Genomic DNA, 17392 nt, shown 5'->3' with positions numbered 1-17392 from the left:
CAGTTGATCAAGACAGTTGCTCTCCCGGGGGGAGAGGGGCTATGTTGCACGCCCGCCAAGGTCCGGACGACTTACTCCTTCTCCCATCGGGAGAAGGTGCCCCGAAGGGGCGGATGAGGGTACGAGCGAAGCCTAGTGGCAGGTGAGAGCAGTGATGCGAGTGCACCTGTGCTTCGCTCCTGCACCCTCACCCCAACCCCTCTCCCGGGGGGAGAGGGGCTATGTTGCACGCCCGCCAAGGTCCGGACGACTTACTCCTTCTCCCATCGGGAGAAGGTGCCCCGAAGGGGCGGATGAGGGTACGTGCGAAGCCTGGTGGAGCTTGAGAGCAGGGATCGGGTACGCCTGGGCTTCGCTCCGTACCCTCACCCCAATCCCCGCTCCGCGCCCCAGCCCGCGTTTGCGACGCGGGCGCTCCAGGGCACGCGCGCCAGTGGTGCGCAAACCGTGCCTTCTCACCCCGACGGGAAAGGGTTGCAGTCCACCCCGGCCAGCGGCCCGGTCCGCGCAAACAGCGCGGTTGCACCAACACCCGCAAGCCGCGCCTTGGTGCGCTGCTGGAGAGATGCCCGCACCCGCAGCCGCGTAAGCGCTTTCTGCGCGTCACTTGTGCTGCTTCTGCACGCAGTGCGTGCCATTGGATCTCGGCGCGTTAAAGTCTCGGCTACTCCGCGCACCAAGTCCCCATGCACGCCGTCATCTACCACAACCCCGCTTGCGGCACGTCGCGCAACACGCTCGCCCTGATCCGCCATACCGGCATCGAACCGCAGATCGTCGAGTACCTGCGGTACCCGCCAGACCGGCAGACGCTGCAGTCGCTGATTGCCGATGCCGGCCTGTCGGTGCGCGATGCCCTGCGCCAGAAGGGCACGCCGTATCTGGAGCTGGGACTCGACGATCCCGCGCTGGATGACGCCGCGCTGCTGAGCGCGATGCTCGCGCATCCGATCCTGATCAATCGACCGTTCGTGCAAACCCCGCTGGGTACGCGCCTGTGCCGTCCATCCGAGCAGGTGCTCGACCTGTTGCCACCAGCCACCGGTGCGTTCGTCAAGGAAGACGGCGAACGCGTGCTGGACGAGACCGGCCAACGGATCGGCGCCTGAGCGCCGCAGCGATCGCAGTCATCACTGCGCCGCTACCGGTTCTGCCTCTTTCACGCTGCGCGCATCCAATGACGCCGTCGCGCGATGACCGGGCAGGGCGGATCGGCGCTTGGCGCCAACGTCATCGGAGTCATGGATTGCACCGCTACCACACGGTATCTACCGCGCTGGAAGCGACCAACCAAGCGACTGTGCGACCACCGTCAGGCGCGGCCGGTGCCAGGGACGTCATGTGGCACTCGTCCACGCCGATCGGCGCGGTGCACACCTGCCTGGCAGCCGCTCGCCAGCGTGTGGTGGCCGTTCTAAGATCGCCGTATCGTTTTTGAGGAGCATCGACATGATTCGCGAGATTATCCGCATGGGCGACAAGCGCCTGCTGCGCGTGGCGCCACCGGTGACCGACCTGGGCAGTGCCGACTTGCATGCCTTGGTGGCCGACATGTTCGAGACCATGGACGACGCGCGGGGCGTCGGTCTGGCCGCTCCGCAGATCGCGGTGGACCTGCAATTGATGGTGTTCGGTTTTGAAGTCAGCGAACGTTATCCGGACGCGCCCACGGTGCCGCGCACGGCCTTGGCGAATGCGCAGATCGAGCCGCTGTCGGACGAGATGGAAAATGGCTGGGAAGGCTGTCTGTCGATTCCCGGCCTGCGCGCGGTGATCCCGCGTTACCGCCATATCCGCTATCGCGGCTTCGCCCCCGACGGCAGCCCGATCGAACGCGAGGCCGAAGGCTTCCACGCACGCGTGGTACAGCATGAATACGACCATCTGGTTGGCCGCCTGTATCCCTCGCGCATCGAAAATTTCGATACCTTCGGTTTCGAAGACGTGTTGTCCTACGACTTGTAGCGCAGCGGTCGCGCTGCGCGTCTCATCTTCGGCGGCGGCACGGTCGAGGCGGGACGGCACTGTACCTGGGATGTAAAAAGGGCGCCTTTCGGCGCCCTTGTCGTACTTACTTCAGCGCCTTGAAGCGCAGACGCTTGGGACCTGCGTCATCGCCCATGCGGCGGCGCTTGTCTTCTTCGTACTCGCGGTAGTTGCCCTGGAAGAACTCCACGTGCGACTCGCCTTCGAACGACAGGATGTGCGTGGCGATACGGTCGAGGAACCAGCGATCATGCGAAATCACGAAGGTGTTGCCCGGGAATTCCAGCAACGCATCTTCCAGCGCACGCAGCGTTTCGATATCCAGGTCGTTGGACGGTTCGTCGAGCAGCAGCACGTTGCCGCCCTGCAGCAGCGTCTTGGCCATGTGCAGACGACCGCGCTCACCACCGGACAGCGAGCCGACCATCTTCTGCTGGTCCTGGCCCTTGAAGTTGAAGCGGCCGATGTAGGCGCGCGACTGGATCTCCACGCCATTGATGTTGAGGATATCCAGGCCGCCGGCGATTTCCTGGAACACGTTGTGGTTGCCCTCCAGCGCGTCACGGCTCTGGTCCACGTAGGACAGCTGCACGGTCGGGCCGACTACGATTTCGCCGGAGTCGGGCTTTTCCTGGCCGGTGATCATCTTGAACAGGGTCGACTTACCGGCGCCGTTGGGGCCGATGATGCCGACGATGGCGCCGGGCGGCACGATCATCGACAGGTTGTCGATCAGCAGGCGGTCGCCGAACTTCTTGGACACGTTCTTGAACTCCATCACCGAGTTGCCCAGGCGCTCGCCCGGCGGGATGAAGATTTCATTGGTCTCGTTGCGGCGCTGGTAGTCCACCGACTGCAGCTCTTCCAGGCGGGCCAGACGCGCCTTGCCCTTGGTACGGCCGCCCTTGGCGTTCTGCCGCGACCATTCCAGTTCCTTCTGGATCGCCTTCTGGCGTGACTTTTCCTGGTTGTCTTCCTGCTTGAGGCGCTCGTCCTTCTGGGTCAGCCAGTCGGTGTAGTTGCCCTTCCACGGAATGCCGCGGCCGCGGTCCAGTTCCAGGATCCACTCGGCGGCGTTGTCCAGGAAGTAGCGATCATGGGTCACCGCCACCACCGTGCCGGTGTAGCGCGCCAGGAACTGCTCCAGCCATTCCACCGATTCGGCGTCCAGGTGGTTGGTCGGTTCGTCGAGCAGCAGCATGTCCGGCTTCTGCAGCAGCAGGCGGCACAGCGCCACGCGACGCTTTTCGCCACCGGACAGCTTGCCGACGATGGCATCCCACGGCGGCAGGCGCAGCGCATCGGCGGCCACATCCAGCTGGTTTTCCAGGGTGTGCGCATCGCCGGCGGCCAGGATCGCCTCCAGGCGCTCCTGCTCCTTGGCCAGGGCGTCGAAATCGGCGCCTTCCTCGGCATAGGCCAGATACACCGCATCCAGCGCCGCCTGGGCCTGCAGTACGTCGCCCACGCCTTCCTCGACCGCCTCGCGCACGGTGTGCTCGGGATTGAGCTGCGGTTCCTGGGCCAGGTAGCCGACCTTGATGCCGGCCTGCGGACGGGCTTCGCCCTCGAAATCGGTGTCCACGCCGGCCATGATCTTCAGCACCGTGGACTTGCCGGCGCCGTTCAGGCCCAGCAGGCCGATCTTGGCGCCCGGGAAAAAGCTCAGCGAGATGTCCTTGATGATCTGCCGCTTGGGCGGGACCACCTTGCTGACGCGGTTCATGGTGTAGATATATTGCGACATGGGTGCTCCGTGGACGCAGGCAGCCCACCGGCCGGGGCCGGAGGCAGCGGAAAAGGGATTGCGCCGATTATACGGCCAAGCGCCCGGAGCCGCGCCGGGTGGAAGCTAGCTAAACGGCAGCCTACCTATTACCTGAATAGGGATTTTCGTAACCGATTCCAGCAAGAATGCGTTAAGGCGGGCAGCGTCTTAATGAAATTGCGACATCGCAAACAGGAGCTGGTCATGAACCGCAAACACATCGTCACTGTTGTGCTTTCTTCCATCCTGGCGCTGGGCTCGGTGGCTCCGGCAGCGTTTGCCGACGACTGGGGCCGCGGCCACGACCGTCGTGGCCACGACCGCGACGATCGCCACGACCGCGGTCGCGATCACCGTGGCGATTGGCGCGGCGATCGCCGCGACTGGCGCGATGACCGTCGCGACGACCGCCGCTACTACAGCAGCGGCTACCGCGAGGGCTATCGCGATGCCCGTTATCAGGACCGTCGCTACGACCGCAACCGGGTCTATGTCTACGATCGCCCCAGTTACTACCGCGCCGGCCCGCCGCCGCGCCCGTACTGGGCCCGCGGCCAGCGGTACCACGGCCCGGTCTATGTGATCAACGACTACGACCGCTACAACCTGCGCCGCCCGCCGTACGGCTACCGTTGGCAGCGCGACAACACCGGCAACCTGCTGCTGGTCGCCATCGCCACCGGTGTGATTGCCGACCTGGTCCTCAACAACTGAGCAGGCAGCCGGCCGGCTGCCGAGCAATCGGGCCAGCCATCACGCAAAGGCGCACTTCGGTGCGCCTTTGTCGTTTGCGCGGTGCGCCGACCGATCAGGCCCATGTCCGCCAGCAGCGCGATTGGTCACCCGTGCGGCGGGGGCTTACAATCGGCGGCCCTACTGGCTGCAGCTGCCCCGGAGTTTCGAATGTTCTCGCGCGACGTCCGACTGGAAACCTACGACCCCGAACTGGCCAAGGCCATCGCCGCTGAAGTCGGCCGCCAGGAGGATCATGTCGAACTGATCGCCAGCGAGAACTACTGCAGCGCCCTGGTGATGGAAGCCCAGGGCAGCCAGCTGACCAACAAGTACGCCGAAGGCTATCCGGGCAAGCGTTACTACGGCGGTTGCGAGTTCGTCGACATTGCCGAGCAACTGGCGATCGACCGCATCAAGCAGGTGTTTGGTGCGGGCTCCACGGAAGATATGTACGCCAACGTGCAGCCGCACAGCGGCTCGCAGGCCAACCAGGCGGTGTATCTGGCGCTGCTGCAGCCCGGCGACACCATCCTGGGCATGAGCCTGGCCCACGGCGGTCACCTGACCCACGGTGCTAAGGTCAACGTCTCCGGCAAGCTGTTCAACGCGGTGCAGTACGGCGTCAACGAGCAGGGCCTGATCGATTATGACGAGGTCCAGCGCCTGGCCACCGAGCACAAGCCGAAGATGGTGGTGGCCGGTTTCTCTGCGTACTCGCAGAAGATCGACTGGGCGCGCTTCCGCGCCATCGCCGACAGCGTCGGTGCGTATCTGTTCGTGGACATGGCGCACGTGGCCGGCCTGGTCGCCGCCGGCGTGTACCCCAGCCCGCTGGAGCATGCGCACGTGGTCACCTCGACCACGCACAAGACCCTGCGCGGCCCGCGCGGCGGCATCATCGTGGCCAAGGGCGCGAGCGAAGAACTGCAGAAGAAGCTGCAGTCGATCGTGTTCCCCGGTATCCAGGGCGGCCCGCTGATGCACGTGATCGCGGCCAAGGCGGTTGCGTTCAAGGAAGCCCTGGAGCCCGCGTTCAAGACCTACCAGCAGCAGGTGGTCAAGAACGCCCAGGCGATGGCCAACACGCTGATCGCGCGCGGCTACAAGATCGTGTCCGGCGGCACCGAAAATCACCTGATGCTGGTGGACATGATCGGTCGCGATGTCTCCGGCAAGGATGCAGAGGCCGCGCTCGGCAAGGCGCACATCACCGTCAACAAGAACTCGGTGCCCAACGACCCGCGCTCGCCGTTCGTCACCTCGGGCCTGCGCCTGGGCACCCCGGCGATCACCACGCGCGGTTACAAGGAGCAGGACAGCATCGACCTGGCCAACTGGATCGCCGACGTGCTGGATGCACCGAGCGATGAAGCCGTGCTGGCCAAGGTGCGCGACGCAGTGACCGCGCAATGCAAGCGTTATCCGGTGTATGGCTGAAGTGCCGGGATTGGTGATTCGGGATTGGGGATGCGCGGCAAGCGCGTCCTTGCCCCTGCTGTTGCCAATCCCCAATCCCCACTTCCCAATCTCGGCGACCTGATGCACTGCCCCTTTTGCCAGCACAACGACACCCGCGTGATCGATTCGCGGGTGTCCGAAGACGGCACGACGATTCGTCGGCGCCGCGAGTGCGAGGCCTGTGGCGAACGTTTCAGTACGCTGGAAACGATCGAATTGAAGTTGCCCACCGTCGTCAAGAGCGATGGCGGGCGCGAGGCGTTCGACGCGCGCAAGCTGCGGACCAGCTTCGACCGCGCGCTGCAAAAGCGCCCGGTGTCCGAAGAACAGATCGAAGCGGCGGTGCGCGCGGTGGTGCATCAGCTGCGCATGTCCGGCGAGCGCGAAGTGGGCTCGCTGCGGGTGGGCGAATACGTGATGGTGGAGCTGCGCAAGCTCGATCATGTGGGCTATGTGCGGTTCGCCTCGGTGTATCGCAGCTTCCAGGACGTGGCCGACTTCCGCGAAGAAATCGAAAAGCTCGAGCGCGAGCTTCCGGTGGGCAGCGAGCAACTGCCGCTGCTGGAAGCGGCGCTGGAACGTGCCGGCAAGCCCGGCAAGCGCTGAGCGCATGCGCATCGCCTGCGTGGCGGACACGCCAGAGCATCTGCCTGCCATCGCGCAGGCGCATCTGCAGGCCTTCGGCAGCCTGTTGCCGGACTGGACGATCGATGAAGCGTTGAGCGAACTGCGCAGGCATACGCGCGATGGCGTGATTCCCGCCACCTGGGTCGCGCTCGATCAGTCGCACTGGCTCGGTTCGGTCAGCCTGCTGGAGAACGACGACGATCGCATCCGCCAATGGTCGCCCTGGCTGGCATCGCTGTATGTGCAGCCGCAGGCGCGCGGGCAGGGCATCGGCGAAGCACTGGTGGCGCATTGCGTGCGCGCCGCCGCGCAATTGCGTGTGCCGCTTCTGTATCTGTATTGCCAGCCGGCGCTGGTGCCTTTTTATCGGCGACTGGGCTGGCACGCGTATGCCGAGCTGTTGCTTGGCCCGATGCAGATCGTGGTGATGGCCATCGCGCCCGAAGGAGCAAGGCAATGAAGGTGACGGCCGACGACCACCGCTGGATGGCGCAGGCGCTGCGCCTGGCAGAACGTGGTGTATACACTACGCGGCCCAATCCGATGGTGGGCTGCGTGATCGTGCGCGATGGCGTGTGCGTGGGCGAAGGCTTCCATCAGCGGGCCGGTGGCCCGCATGCGGAAGTCTTCGCGTTGCGTGCCGCCGGCGCGCATGCACGTGGAGCGACTGCATACGTGACATTGGAGCCGTGCGCGCATTACGGGCGCACGCCGCCGTGCGCACTGGCCTTGATCGAGGCAGGCGTGGCGCGCGTGGTTGCGGCGATGGCCGACCCGTTTCCGCAGGTCAACGGCGGTGGCTTTGCACTGCTGCGCGAGGCGGGGATCGAAGTGGTCACAGGAGTGCTGCAGGCGCAGGCGCGCGAACTCAATCGTGGGTTCCTCTCGCGCGTAGAGCGTGGGCGCCCGTGGCTGCGGGTCAAGCTGGGTGCCAGCCTGGATGGGCGCACTGCGCTGGCCAACGGGCACTCCAAGTGGATCACCGGTGCGCACGCACGTGCCGACGTGCAACGCTGGCGCGCGCGTGCCGGTGCCATCCTGACCGGTGCCGGCACGGTACTGGCGGACGATCCGGCGATGACGGTGCGCTTGGGCGATGACACGCCCTTCGTGCCGCCGTTGCGGGTCGTACTGGATGCGCGCTTGCGCACCTTGGAGTGCGGGACCATTCGTCAGGGCGATGCGCCGACGCTCTACCTGCATGGCAATGCGCTGCAAGCGCCATCGCTGCAGAATGCCGAATTCGTCGGGATGCCATTGCTGGAAGGGCGTTTCGATCCGGGAGCGGTGCTGGCGCTGCTGGCCGATCGCGGGATCAACGAGGTACATGCAGAAGCCGGTGCAACGCTGAGCGGCGCGCTGCTGCAAGCCGGCCTGGTCGACGAACTGCTGGTCTACTTGGCACCGGTGCTGCTGGGCGATACCGCCAGACCGCTGCTGGCCGGGCTTGGCATCGACACCATGGCGCAACGTCGCACCCTGCATCTGGCCGATGTGCGCCAGCTTGGCCAGGATCTGCGGCTGCGCTATCTGCCTGGTGGCGTCGAATGAATGCTGGCTCTGGCGCAAGAGCACGTTGCAGGATGCTGTTCCTGTAGCGCACGTGCCCTGCAAGCGTTGAAGCGTTGGGGTAGCGTTGCCGGATGCGTGGCCTGCCTGGGGCAGGCCAGGTCCGAAGGAGGCCAGCGATGCAGGCGACGGTTGAACACACCGCCGACCACCATGTGCTCTTGGACTGCTCGGACGAAACTCCGCTTTCTTCATGCATTGGATTTCTCACAATGACCATGGCCACTGCACAAGACCGGCAGTTTGCGGAAGGACAAGTCTGGGAGTACCACAACCGGGCCGGGGAGCCGGGTTCGACGCTGTTGATCAACCGGATCGAGATCGAACCGAACATCGGCGAGGTGTTCCATATCAGCGTCCGCGACGTGCGGGTAAAGAACGCGCGTGCTCCCGATGCCGTTTCGACGGAGTTGCCGCATTTTCCGGTGTCCCGAACGACACTCGAAAGCTCCGTGACCACGCTGGTGGGGCATGCCCCGGCAAATCCGGAGTATCTGGAGGGCTATACAACATGGCGTGCGGCTTTTGAAGACGGCGACGCCGGCGTTTTCACACTCCCCGTGCGTGAGATCGTCGATGTCATCGAAACCACGATCAATCAATAGCAGGATGCGGTGGGGTATGAGGGGCGAACGCGTGGTCCGGTTTATGGATATTTCCTGCTGCAAATGGCAGCAAGCGTGCGTGCGCTGTTGCAGGCTCTAGAAACGCGGCTTCCACCGCCCATTCTGCTGGTGGTGCTTGCAGCCGTGGTGTGGCGATTGCCGGGGGCTGTTTCCTCGCGGGTCTGCATTTGCATTGGTGTGGCGTGCCTTGTGCTTGGCCTTTCGATCAATGCGTACTCGAAAGTCATGTTTCGGTCTGCGCGTACCACGGTCAATCCACTGCACCCGGAGCGATCCTCTGTCTTGGTGACATCCGGGCTGTATCGGTACTCGCGTAACCCGATGTACCTGGGTTATGCCCTGGCATTGCTGGGCTGGGTCATATGCCGTGGGCAGCCGCTCGGCCTGCTCGCAGTGGCGCTGTTTATCGGCTACGTCACGGTGTTTCAGATACTGCCCGAGGAACGCTGGCTGTCGGCACGCTTCCAGGCCGACTATGCGCTGTACCGCGCAGCGGTGCGTCGCTGGCTCTGAATCCGCGTCATGCACGTCGAGCACTGGTGCGCTTGACCTGGCGCCCTGCGATTTTGCCGTGTGTTCCTGTCGACGTTGGACATGGCAGGTGCAGCCGCCGCCGCCGGAGTGTCGTGGAGCGCTTCAGCCGCATACCTGATGTGTGGAGTTTCGCAGGGGCGCACGTTCCAGCTGCGAACGCTGTACAAGCAGCGTTTCGATCGGACGGCAGAGTATCGGTACCCAGTTGCCTTGTTGAAGCGTTTTGCCGTCAGGTCGGGCTGATCGCGCCAGGAAGGACCGGGCATAAGAAAGGCTCCGCAAGCGGAGCCTTTCTTGTAGCTGCAGCGCGTCGATCAGAAGCTTGCGCGCACGCCGACACGGTACTGGTTGGCGTTGTCGATGAACTGCGCTTCGGCAACGATGCCCCAGGTCTTGGTGAAATTGACCTGGCCGCCGAGGGTGCCGACGAATTCGCCTTCGTCCACGTCGCTGCCGTCGATGTAGCCGGCCTTGATCCAAGCTTCGGTACGCGGCGAGGGCTTGCCACGCAGGCCGAGGTTGCCGAAGCCGAGGCTACTGGTGTCCGAGGAGTCGTCCACCGAGCGGCCACGCAGGCGCAGGTCGGATTCGACCTTGGAGCGCAGCACGCTGATGTCGGCGATGAATTCGACGCGCTCGGTCATTTCCTGGCGGTAGCCGATGCCGACGCTGGCCTGCTGCAAGGTGCCTTCGAGCACGAAGCCGGAGCCGAGGTTGAAATCCTTGGTGGCGCGCTGGTAGCCGGCGAGCAGGTAGACCGGCTCGGCAATCTGCCACGAACCGCGCAGGTAGCCGCCGTCCAAGTCGTCCGAATCGTCGTTCACGGTGATTTCGGTGCGGTTCCAGCCGCCTTCGACATAGCTGTAGCTCAGGCCTTCAGCAGCGGCGGCAAACGGGGAGGCGGCCAGCAGGGCAGCCAGAATCAGGGTGGTGCGCATGAGTGTTCTCTTTAGAGTTGATGTCCGTGTCTTCCGGCCGACAGGCTGGAAAAGAGCGCGACGTCTCCCGTCGCGGCGCGCAATTTAACAGACTCTTCACAAAACTGGCTATGGGGAAATTCCTGACACGACACAGCGTCCTGTTCGCCTTAGCCGGTGGTCAGCAATGACGCCGGTGCACGCTGTTAAACTGCGCCATCCGGTTCGCCGGTACTCACGAACGTCTTCAGGGCGGGGTGCGATTCCCCACCGGCGGTAGGCACGTGCAAGCGTGCGAGCCCGCGAGCGCTTCGCGGCGGCGCCCGGCATGTCATGCGGGGGTAGTGCGAAGGTCAGCAGATCCGGTCCGATGCCGGAGCCGACGGTATAGTCCGGATGAAAGAAGACGGCCAACGCGCAGCCTTGTGGCTGCGCGCGCGCCTGTTTGCTTTGCCTTGCGGCGTTTTTCGCTCAACTTCTGCGAGAAACGACTATGTCTTTGCATCACCTGTCGCGTTGCATCGCGACCCTCCACTACGCCAAGCCACCCCGAGCGTTGCCGCACACGGGGGCGCACTGATGTTTACCGGAATCATTGAAGGCGTGGGCCGTCTGGCGGCGCGCCAGCCGCAGGGCGGCGATGTGCGGTTTACCTTTGCCGTCGGCAACCTGCCGTTCGAGGCGGTGCAGCTCGGCGAAAGCATTGCCGTCAACGGCGTCTGCCTGACCGTGATCGCGTTCGACGCGGGCAGTTTTCAAGCCGATGCCTCCACCGAAACCCTGTCGCTGACCACCTTGGGCACGTTGCCGGAAGGCGCGATGATCAATCTCGAGCGTGCGATGCGCCCGACCGATCGCCTCGGCGGGCATCTGGTCAGTGGTCACGTCGATGGCCTGGGTCAGGTGCAATCGGTGCATGACGATGCGCGTGCCCAGCGCTGGCGGTTTGCCGCTGCGCCTGCGGTATTGCGCTATGTCGCCAAGAAGGGCTCGATCTGCGTGGACGGCGTCAGCCTCACCGTCAACGACGTGGACGAGGCCGGCTTTGAAGTGGCGTTGATTCCGCACACGGTCGCCAATACCGCGTTTGCGGCCACTGCCGTGGGCGCTGCGGTGAACCTGGAAATCGATCTGGTGGCGCGCTATGTCGAGCGCCTGCTCGGCACGCGGGGTGCGGCATGAATTTCGCGCCGGTTCCCGAGCTGATCGAAGAGTTGCGTGCCGGGCGCATGGTGGTGATCGTCGACGACGAAGACCGCGAAAACGAGGGCGATCTGATCATGGCCGCCGAGCTGGTCAAGCCGTCGGACATCAATTTCATGGTGACCCACGCGCGTGGGCTGGTGTGCCTGTCGCTGACCCGCGAGCGCTGCGCGCAGCTCGGTCTTGCGCCAATGGTGCGCAACAACACCGCGCAGTTCCAGACCAACTTCACCGTCAGCATCGAGGCCGCAGAAGGCGTGACCACCGGTATTTCGGCCTACGACCGTGCGCATACGGTGCGGACCGCGGTACGTCCGGATGCCAAACCGCAGGATCTGAGCCAGCCAGGGCATATTTTCCCGCTGATTTCGCAGCCCGGTGGCGTGCTGACCCGTGCGGGTCACACCGAAGCGGCCAGCGATCTGCCGATGCTGGCCGGGCTGGAACCGGCCGGTGTGCTGGTGGAAGTGCTCAACCCGGACGGCAGCATGGCGCGCCGCCCGCAGCTGGAAGTGTTCGCGCACGAGCACGGGCTGAAGATGGGCTCGATCGCCGATCTGATCGCCTACCGGTTGGCCAACGAGCACACCGTCGAACGGGTGGACGAACGCGACATCACCACCGAGTTCGGCCCGTTCAAACTGGTGACCTACCGCGACCGTATCGCGCACGACCTGCATTTTGCGTTGGTGCGCGGCAGTGCCGATCCGCATACGCCCACCCTGGTGCGTGTGCAGGTGGAAAATCCGCTGGCCGATCTGCTGCATTGGCAGCGCGATGATTTCGGCGTGGCCGCCACCGATGCCTTGCGTGCGATCTCCGCCGAAGGGCAGGGCGTGATGGTGGTGCTGTCGGCCCCGCGCGACAGCGAATCGCTGTTGGCACGGTTGCGCCAGCAGCCCGAAGCCGCCGCCAATGCCAAGGACGTCAGCCAGTGGCGGCGCAATGGGGCCGGCGCGCAGATCCTGGCCGAGCTCGGCCTGGGCAAGCTGCGCGTGCTGGGAACCCCGCGCCGCCAGGTCGGCCTGGCCGGCTTCGGGCTGGAGGTGGTGGAGTATCTGGAATGCCACCCGGGCGAAGCGGTGCGTTCGGTGCTGCCGACAGCGGTGCCGTAAGCGCAATCCAGTCCCGGCAGCGCGGGGTTGCCGGCGGGTGCGGGTGTCGAAGCAGCGGGTGGCAGTGCTCTCGCCCGTGGTCCATCGCCGACCGCATGCCGCTGGCGCAACGCGCTGCAGCGGTGCGCCCCGGTGTCCCGGGCGCCCCGGCAGTGCCTGCTTCGGCGGGCCGCTGCCGTAGATGTCGGCCGGGCCCGGGCCCGGCAGCTGTTAAACTTCCCGCCCCCTCGAGTTGCCGACCCGCATGACCCACTACGAAGGCGATCTTCGCCCCACCACCGCGCGCTTTGCGATCATCGCCAGCCGCTGGAATGCCCGTATCACCGACGTGCTGGTTGCCGGCGCGCGCCAGAGCCTGGCCGGCAACGGCATCGGCGAGGACGCCATCGACGTGATCCGCGTGCCCGGCGCCTGGGAAATTCCGATCGCCGCCAACCGGGTGGCGCAGTCTGGCCAGCACGGCGCGATCATTGCGCTGGGCTGCGTGATCCGTGGCGATACCCGCCACTACGAACACGTGGCCGACCTGTGCGCCGAAGGCCTGATGAGCGTGCAGCTGCAGACCGGCGTGCCGGTGCTCAACGGCGTGCTGGCGGTCGAGCGGGTGGAAGATGCCGAGGCGCGTGCCGGCGGCAGCCATGGCAACAAGGGCGAGGAATGCGCGCTTGCCGCGCTGGAACTGGTGAATTTGATGGAGTTGTTGCCATGAGCAAGTCCGGTGGACATGCCCGCCACGGCCGTCGCGACGGCATCGACCCGGTGCTGCGCTCGCGTGCACGCCGCCGTGCGTTGCAGGCGGTGTATGCCTGGCAGATCTCAGGCGGCTTTGCCAAGCAGGTGATTGGCCAGTTTGCACATGAGCAGGCGCACGAAGTGGCCGACCTGGCGTACTTCGAAAGTCTGGTGGAAGGCGTGCTCACCCATCGCGCGGAACTGGATACCGCGTTGACGCCGTACCTGGATCGCGGCGTGGAAGAGGTCGACGCGATCGAGCGCGCGGTGCTGCGCCTGGCTGCCTACGAGCTGCTGTATCGCCAGGACGTGCCCTACCGCGTGGTGATCAACGAAGCGATCGAAACCGCCAAGCGCTTCGGCTCCGAACACGGCCACACCTATGTCAACGGCGTGCTGGATCGCGCTGCGGTGGAGTGGCGCAAGGTCGAGTCGGGCGCCTGAGGCGCCGAGATTCGGCATTCGTGATTCGGGATTGGCAGCGAGCGGCGGTCCCGCCGATGGAAGGTGCGAGCGCCTTCGCTTGAGTAACGCAGCCTTGAGTTGATCCACCACGTCTGCGCTGTCGCATCCTTCGATAGGACGGCTGGCCAGCTGTCGTGTCGGACCTCACACCGCCTGCTGCTACCAATCCCGAATGCCAAATCCCCACTCCCGGCCGGTCACATGCCCGAATTCGATCTGATTGCTCGTCTGCGTGCGCGCATCGCCGCCCGTGCCGATGTGCCGTTGGGCATCGGCGACGACGCAGCGCTGCTGCAGCCGCCGGCCGGCGAGCAGCTGGCCATCACCGCCGACACGCTCAATGCCGGTGTGCATTTTCCGCACGAAACGCTGCCCGAGGATCTGGGCTGGAAGACGCTGGCGGTGAACCTGTCCGACCTTGCGGCGATGGGCGCGCAACCGCGCTGGTGCACCTTGTCGCTGTCGCTGCCGCACGACGATCTGGCGTGGGTGGACGCATTTGCCGATGGATTCTTCGCGCTCGCCGATGCGCACGGCATTGCGCTGGTCGGCGGCGATACCACCCGCGGTCCGTTGTCGTGCGCGGTCACCGCGATCGGTAGCGTGCCGCCAGGGGCTGCGCTGCGTCGCGATGGCGCGCGCGTGGGCGATGACGTGTGGGTGACCGGGCAGCTTGGCGAAGCGGCGGCGGCCTTGTCGCTCTGGCAGGCCGGTACGTTGGATGTCACGCATGTGGCGGCCGATCGGCTGCACGAAGCATGGCGCGTCCGGTTGCTGCGTCCGCAGCCGCGCGTGCAGGCGGGTTTGCGGCTGCGTGGGCTTGCGCATGCCTGTGTCGATATCTCCGACGGTCTGCTGGCCGATCTGGGCCATCTGTGCGAGCGCAGTGGCGTGGGCGCGCAGCTGGCGTTGACCGAGCTGCCGCAGATGCCGCGCAGCGACGCAATCAGCGCAGCGCAGTGCATCGGCTGGCAATTGGGCGGCGGCGACGACTACGAACTGTGTTTCACCGCCGCGCCGCAGCACCGCGACACCGTGCTGCAGGCAATGGCGTTTGCCGACGTGGCTGCCACGCGCATCGGCCAGATCGTCGCAGCGCCGGGCGTGGTGGTGCACGCCGCCGACGGCCATCCCTGGCAACCGTCCCAACGTGGGTATCAGCACTTCGTCGGTTGACGATTGGCGGCTGATGCCGCGGCGCTGGTGGGTCATGACGGCCCGGCTCCCGGCCTTGAATCCATACCGTACCGTCTGGTACGTTCGCCAGGTTCTCCCCCGAACCACGGATGCATGGCAGTTGCCGCTGGGCTATCCCGGCCCGGCTCCGCGTGGGAGAGAACAGCATGAACAAGGCTTGGATCCGTGGCATCGCCGCAGTTGCGTTGCTGGTGTCGTCGGCGTCGGCCGTGGCAGGCGCCTTCAGCAAGACTTACGAGCGCATCCCCGGCTGGGATGGCGCGCCGATGGGGGCGCTGGTGCTCGTGCCGCAGGGGCAGGGAAGCGGGCCGTTTCCGTTGATCGTGATGCCGGCCAGTTGGTCGTTGCCCAATCTGGAATATCTGGGCCGCGCCACCCAGCTGGCCAGCGATGGCTATGTTGTCGTCAGCTACACCTCGCGCGGGTTCTGGGATTCGGCCGGGCAGATCGACATCGCCGGTCCGGACACCGTGGAAGACGTCAGTGCGGTCATCGATTGGGCGCTGGCGCACACGCCGGCCAATCCGGATGCGATCGGCGCGTCCGGCATTTCCTACGGCGCGGGCATCAGCTTGCTGGCCGCCGAGCGCGACCCGCGCATCAAGGCGGTGGCCGCGCTCAGTGGCTGGGCCGATCTGGAGGCGTCGCTGTATTCCAATCGCACCGTCAGCCAGCAAGGCGTCGGGTTGCTGGTCGGCGCAGGCGCGTTGACCGGACGCGCTGGCCCGGATCTGGCGCAGATCGGTACGAAAGTGGCGCAGGGCGATTTCGACGGCGCAGTGCAGGGATTTCTGCCCAAGGCCGCCTCACGCAGCCCGGTCACCGACGTGGCCGCACTCAACGCGCGCGGTACCGCGGTGCTGTTGGGCAATGCCTTCAACGACGGCTTGTTCCCGCCGAATCAGACCATCGCCTTCTTCAACCAGCTGCGCGGGCCCAAGCAATTGCTGCTGAGCCAGGGCGATCACGCCACCACGGAACTGCCCGGCGCCCTGGGCCTGCCCAACGAGGTTTACACCGCCGCCACGCGTTGGTTCGATCGCCATCTCAAGCAGGTACGCAACGGCGTGGATACCGAAGCGCCGGTGCGACTGTCGCCGCGCCCCGGGCAATGGCTGGCGTATCCGGATTGGACATCGGTCCAGCAGGGCAGCACGCGCCTGGGCCTGTCTGCACCATCCGGGTTGCTCAGCCCTACCGGTGGGTTGACCGCCGGCACTGCCAGCGGATGGCAGTCCCGCATTGCCACCGATGTGCCGACACTGGCCGACTCGGGCGTGGTGCTGGTCAGTGGCCTGTTGCAGGGGATCGGCTTGCCGGTGACCACCTCGATTCCGCTGGTCGCGCGCGCTGGCGCGGCGGTGTGGGTCGGGTCGCCGGCGAGCAACATGCGTCGGCTGGCGGGTAGCCCGTCGCTGCGCATCACGGTGGTGCCCACGCAAGCGAAGGTGAGCCTGTTTGCCTACCTGTACCGCATGGACGCGCTGGGCGTTGCCTCGTTGATCACGCATGCGCCGTACTCGCTGCGCGATGCAACGCCCGGCCGCGCGGTGACACTGGACTGGTCGCTGCAGGCCGCTGCCGCCGAAATCCCTGCAGGCCAGCGATTGGTGCTGGTCATCGATACCCGCGATGCGCGCTACACCGATGCAAGCGATGGCGGCGGCACGGTGACGTTCACCTCGCCGGTGGCAACGCCCTCGGTGTTGAACCTACCGCTGCGGTAAGGCGTCAGGACAACGCTTGGCCTTCGTTGGCACTGCATCGGATGGATGATCGCCAGGAAGCGCTGTCGTCTTGCGACCGCAATTGGGAGGTTCGTGTGCAGATTGCGAACAAGTGGGATTTTCTCGTGGCCACTTGGCGGCATGGATGCCGCTAGGGAGCTCTGAGTGATCGGTTGACGGCGTATTTCGCTAGTGGGCAGGGCAACGCGTCCTGCGATCACGCTGGCTTGGGTTTTCAGATGTTGCCAAAGCGCGCTTGTACTTTTCCACGTCGTTTGCATTCGATGAGCGACGGCGACAAGCCGCTGATCTGTGCGGTCGCTGCAGGGCCCTTACCCGCCCACCATCGCAGGACACGCCGCAAGTACGTCCTTGTAGGCTCTTATGCGGCATCCATGCCGCATAAGGTCCCGCGACGGTGGGCGGGCAAGGGCCACTCGAGAGTGTCGATATGCGTGGTTAAAAGCAGGGTATCGTTTGCGTGCGGTGCTGTGGCGAGCAGATGAGTTTCTACTCCTCGCTTTTCTTGTGGGAAGAGCCCACACATAAAAAAATGTACTCCCAGCAATCATGTCGTTACGTCTGTAGCTGAGTCGTCAGCCGCATCAGCTCGATCAACCCCACAAGTGATCTGTCTGCGCCACTGCATGTCGCCGTTCCATCCGCACCCAACCAATTCGAAAGGCGCACTGCCCTGGCCGGTTCCGGGACCATGTGGCGGCATGGATGCCGC

At 65.3% G+C, this 17392-nt stretch carries 17 protein-coding genes and 1 riboswitch; of the genes, 15 read left to right on the top strand and 2 right to left on the bottom strand.

Translation table 11 applies throughout. The features are described 5' to 3' along the window. Positions 1-686: 686 nt before the first annotated feature. Together arsC and def are read left to right on the top strand one after the other, a co-directional pair. The gene (gene arsC, locus Y887_RS07365; RefSeq protein ID WP_046963720.1) at positions 687-1109 is read left to right on the top strand and encodes an arsenate reductase (glutaredoxin); all 423 of its coding nucleotides are present in this window, start codon (positions 687-689) and stop codon (positions 1107-1109) included. A gap of 340 nt (positions 1110-1449) precedes the next feature. Continuing rightward, positions 1450-1965, top strand: a complete 516-nt coding sequence (def, locus tag Y887_RS07360; RefSeq protein WP_046963719.1) for a peptide deformylase — start codon at positions 1450-1452, stop codon at positions 1963-1965. A gap of 106 nt (positions 1966-2071) precedes the next feature. Here the strand turns inward: def and ettA are convergent, their stop codons facing one another. Then, on the bottom strand, positions 2072-3733 hold the full coding sequence (gene ettA / locus Y887_RS07355) for an energy-dependent translational throttle protein EttA (RefSeq protein WP_005997279.1): 1662 nt from the start codon (positions 3731-3733) through the stop codon (positions 2072-2074). 225 nt (positions 3734-3958) lie between these two features. Between ettA and Y887_RS07350 the strand changes: the two genes are divergently transcribed. The 7 genes from Y887_RS07350 to Y887_RS21425 all read left to right on the top strand — a co-directional run bounded on the left by Y887_RS07350 (position 3959) and on the right by Y887_RS21425 (position 9282). Further along, positions 3959-4468, top strand: a complete 510-nt coding sequence (locus Y887_RS07350) for an RcnB family protein (RefSeq protein ID WP_046963721.1) — start codon at positions 3959-3961, stop codon at positions 4466-4468. Between the two features lie 189 nt (positions 4469-4657). Beyond that, entirely contained in the window at positions 4658-5926 is a 1269-nt protein-coding gene (gene glyA / locus Y887_RS07345; RefSeq protein ID WP_046963718.1) for a serine hydroxymethyltransferase, read from the top strand. A gap of 102 nt (positions 5927-6028) precedes the next feature. Then, positions 6029-6553, top strand: coding sequence for a transcriptional regulator NrdR (gene nrdR / locus Y887_RS07340; RefSeq protein WP_005997276.1), 525 nt, complete (start codon positions 6029-6031; stop codon positions 6551-6553). A gap of 4 nt (positions 6554-6557) precedes the next feature. Beyond that, the gene (locus tag Y887_RS07335) at positions 6558-7034 is read left to right on the top strand and encodes a GNAT family N-acetyltransferase (RefSeq protein ID WP_046963717.1); all 477 of its coding nucleotides are present in this window, start codon (positions 6558-6560) and stop codon (positions 7032-7034) included. After that, positions 7031-8125, top strand: a complete 1095-nt coding sequence (gene ribD / locus Y887_RS07330; RefSeq protein WP_046963716.1) for a bifunctional diaminohydroxyphosphoribosylaminopyrimidine deaminase/5-amino-6-(5-phosphoribosylamino)uracil reductase RibD — start codon at positions 7031-7033, stop codon at positions 8123-8125. Before Y887_RS07335 ends, ribD begins: the two co-directional genes overlap by 4 nt. A 137-nt stretch (positions 8126-8262) precedes the next feature. Continuing rightward, a complete protein-coding gene (locus Y887_RS07325; RefSeq protein ID WP_245879508.1) occupies positions 8263-8748 on the top strand; it encodes a hypothetical protein in 486 nt (161 codons plus the stop codon). Positions 8749-8811: 63 nt separating this feature from the next. Beyond that, complete coding sequence (locus Y887_RS21425) at positions 8812-9282, top strand: methyltransferase (RefSeq protein ID WP_046963714.1); 471 nt, start codon at positions 8812-8814, stop codon at positions 9280-9282. A gap of 335 nt (positions 9283-9617) precedes the next feature. Here Y887_RS21425 and Y887_RS07315 read toward each other — a convergent pair whose 3' ends face one another. After that, positions 9618-10241, bottom strand: a complete 624-nt coding sequence (locus tag Y887_RS07315; RefSeq protein WP_046963713.1) for an outer membrane beta-barrel protein — start codon at positions 10239-10241, stop codon at positions 9618-9620. Positions 10242-10459: 218 nt separating this feature from the next. Continuing rightward, a riboswitch (FMN riboswitch) is annotated at positions 10460-10632 on the top strand. A gap of 167 nt (positions 10633-10799) precedes the next feature. On the opposite strand from Y887_RS07315, the gene Y887_RS07310 reads away from it, so the two are divergent. The 6 genes from Y887_RS07310 to Y887_RS07285 all read left to right on the top strand — a co-directional run bounded on the left by Y887_RS07310 (position 10800) and on the right by Y887_RS07285 (position 16659). After that, positions 10800-11402 (top strand): riboflavin synthase, encoded by a 603-nt coding sequence (locus Y887_RS07310; protein WP_046963712.1) that lies wholly within the window; start codon positions 10800-10802, stop codon positions 11400-11402. Continuing rightward, positions 11399-12538, top strand: coding sequence for a 3,4-dihydroxy-2-butanone-4-phosphate synthase (gene ribB, locus Y887_RS07305; protein ID WP_046963711.1), 1140 nt, complete (start codon positions 11399-11401; stop codon positions 12536-12538). The genes Y887_RS07310 and ribB overlap by 4 nt, the downstream gene beginning before the upstream one ends. Before the next feature lie 244 nt (positions 12539-12782). Then, positions 12783-13247, top strand: coding sequence for a 6,7-dimethyl-8-ribityllumazine synthase (ribH, locus tag Y887_RS07300; protein ID WP_003490334.1), 465 nt, complete (start codon positions 12783-12785; stop codon positions 13245-13247). Beyond that, a complete protein-coding gene (nusB, locus tag Y887_RS07295; protein WP_005997266.1) occupies positions 13244-13714 on the top strand; it encodes a transcription antitermination factor NusB in 471 nt (156 codons plus the stop codon). Before ribH ends, nusB begins: the two co-directional genes overlap by 4 nt. Positions 13715-13936: 222 nt before the next feature. After that, positions 13937-14911: a thiamine-phosphate kinase gene (thiL, locus tag Y887_RS07290; RefSeq protein ID WP_046963710.1), complete on the top strand. Its 975-nt coding sequence runs from the start codon at positions 13937-13939 to the stop codon at positions 14909-14911. Positions 14912-15078: 167 nt separating this feature from the next. Next, on the top strand, positions 15079-16659 hold the full coding sequence (locus tag Y887_RS07285; protein ID WP_046963709.1) for a CocE/NonD family hydrolase: 1581 nt from the start codon (positions 15079-15081) through the stop codon (positions 16657-16659). Positions 16660-17392: the final 733 nt, after the last annotated feature.

The sequence above is a fragment of the Xanthomonas pisi DSM 18956 genome, assembly GCF_001010415.1.
Lineage (GTDB): Bacteria > Pseudomonadota > Gammaproteobacteria > Xanthomonadales > Xanthomonadaceae > Xanthomonas > Xanthomonas pisi.
This window is presented reverse-complemented; position numbering and strand designations above follow the sequence as displayed.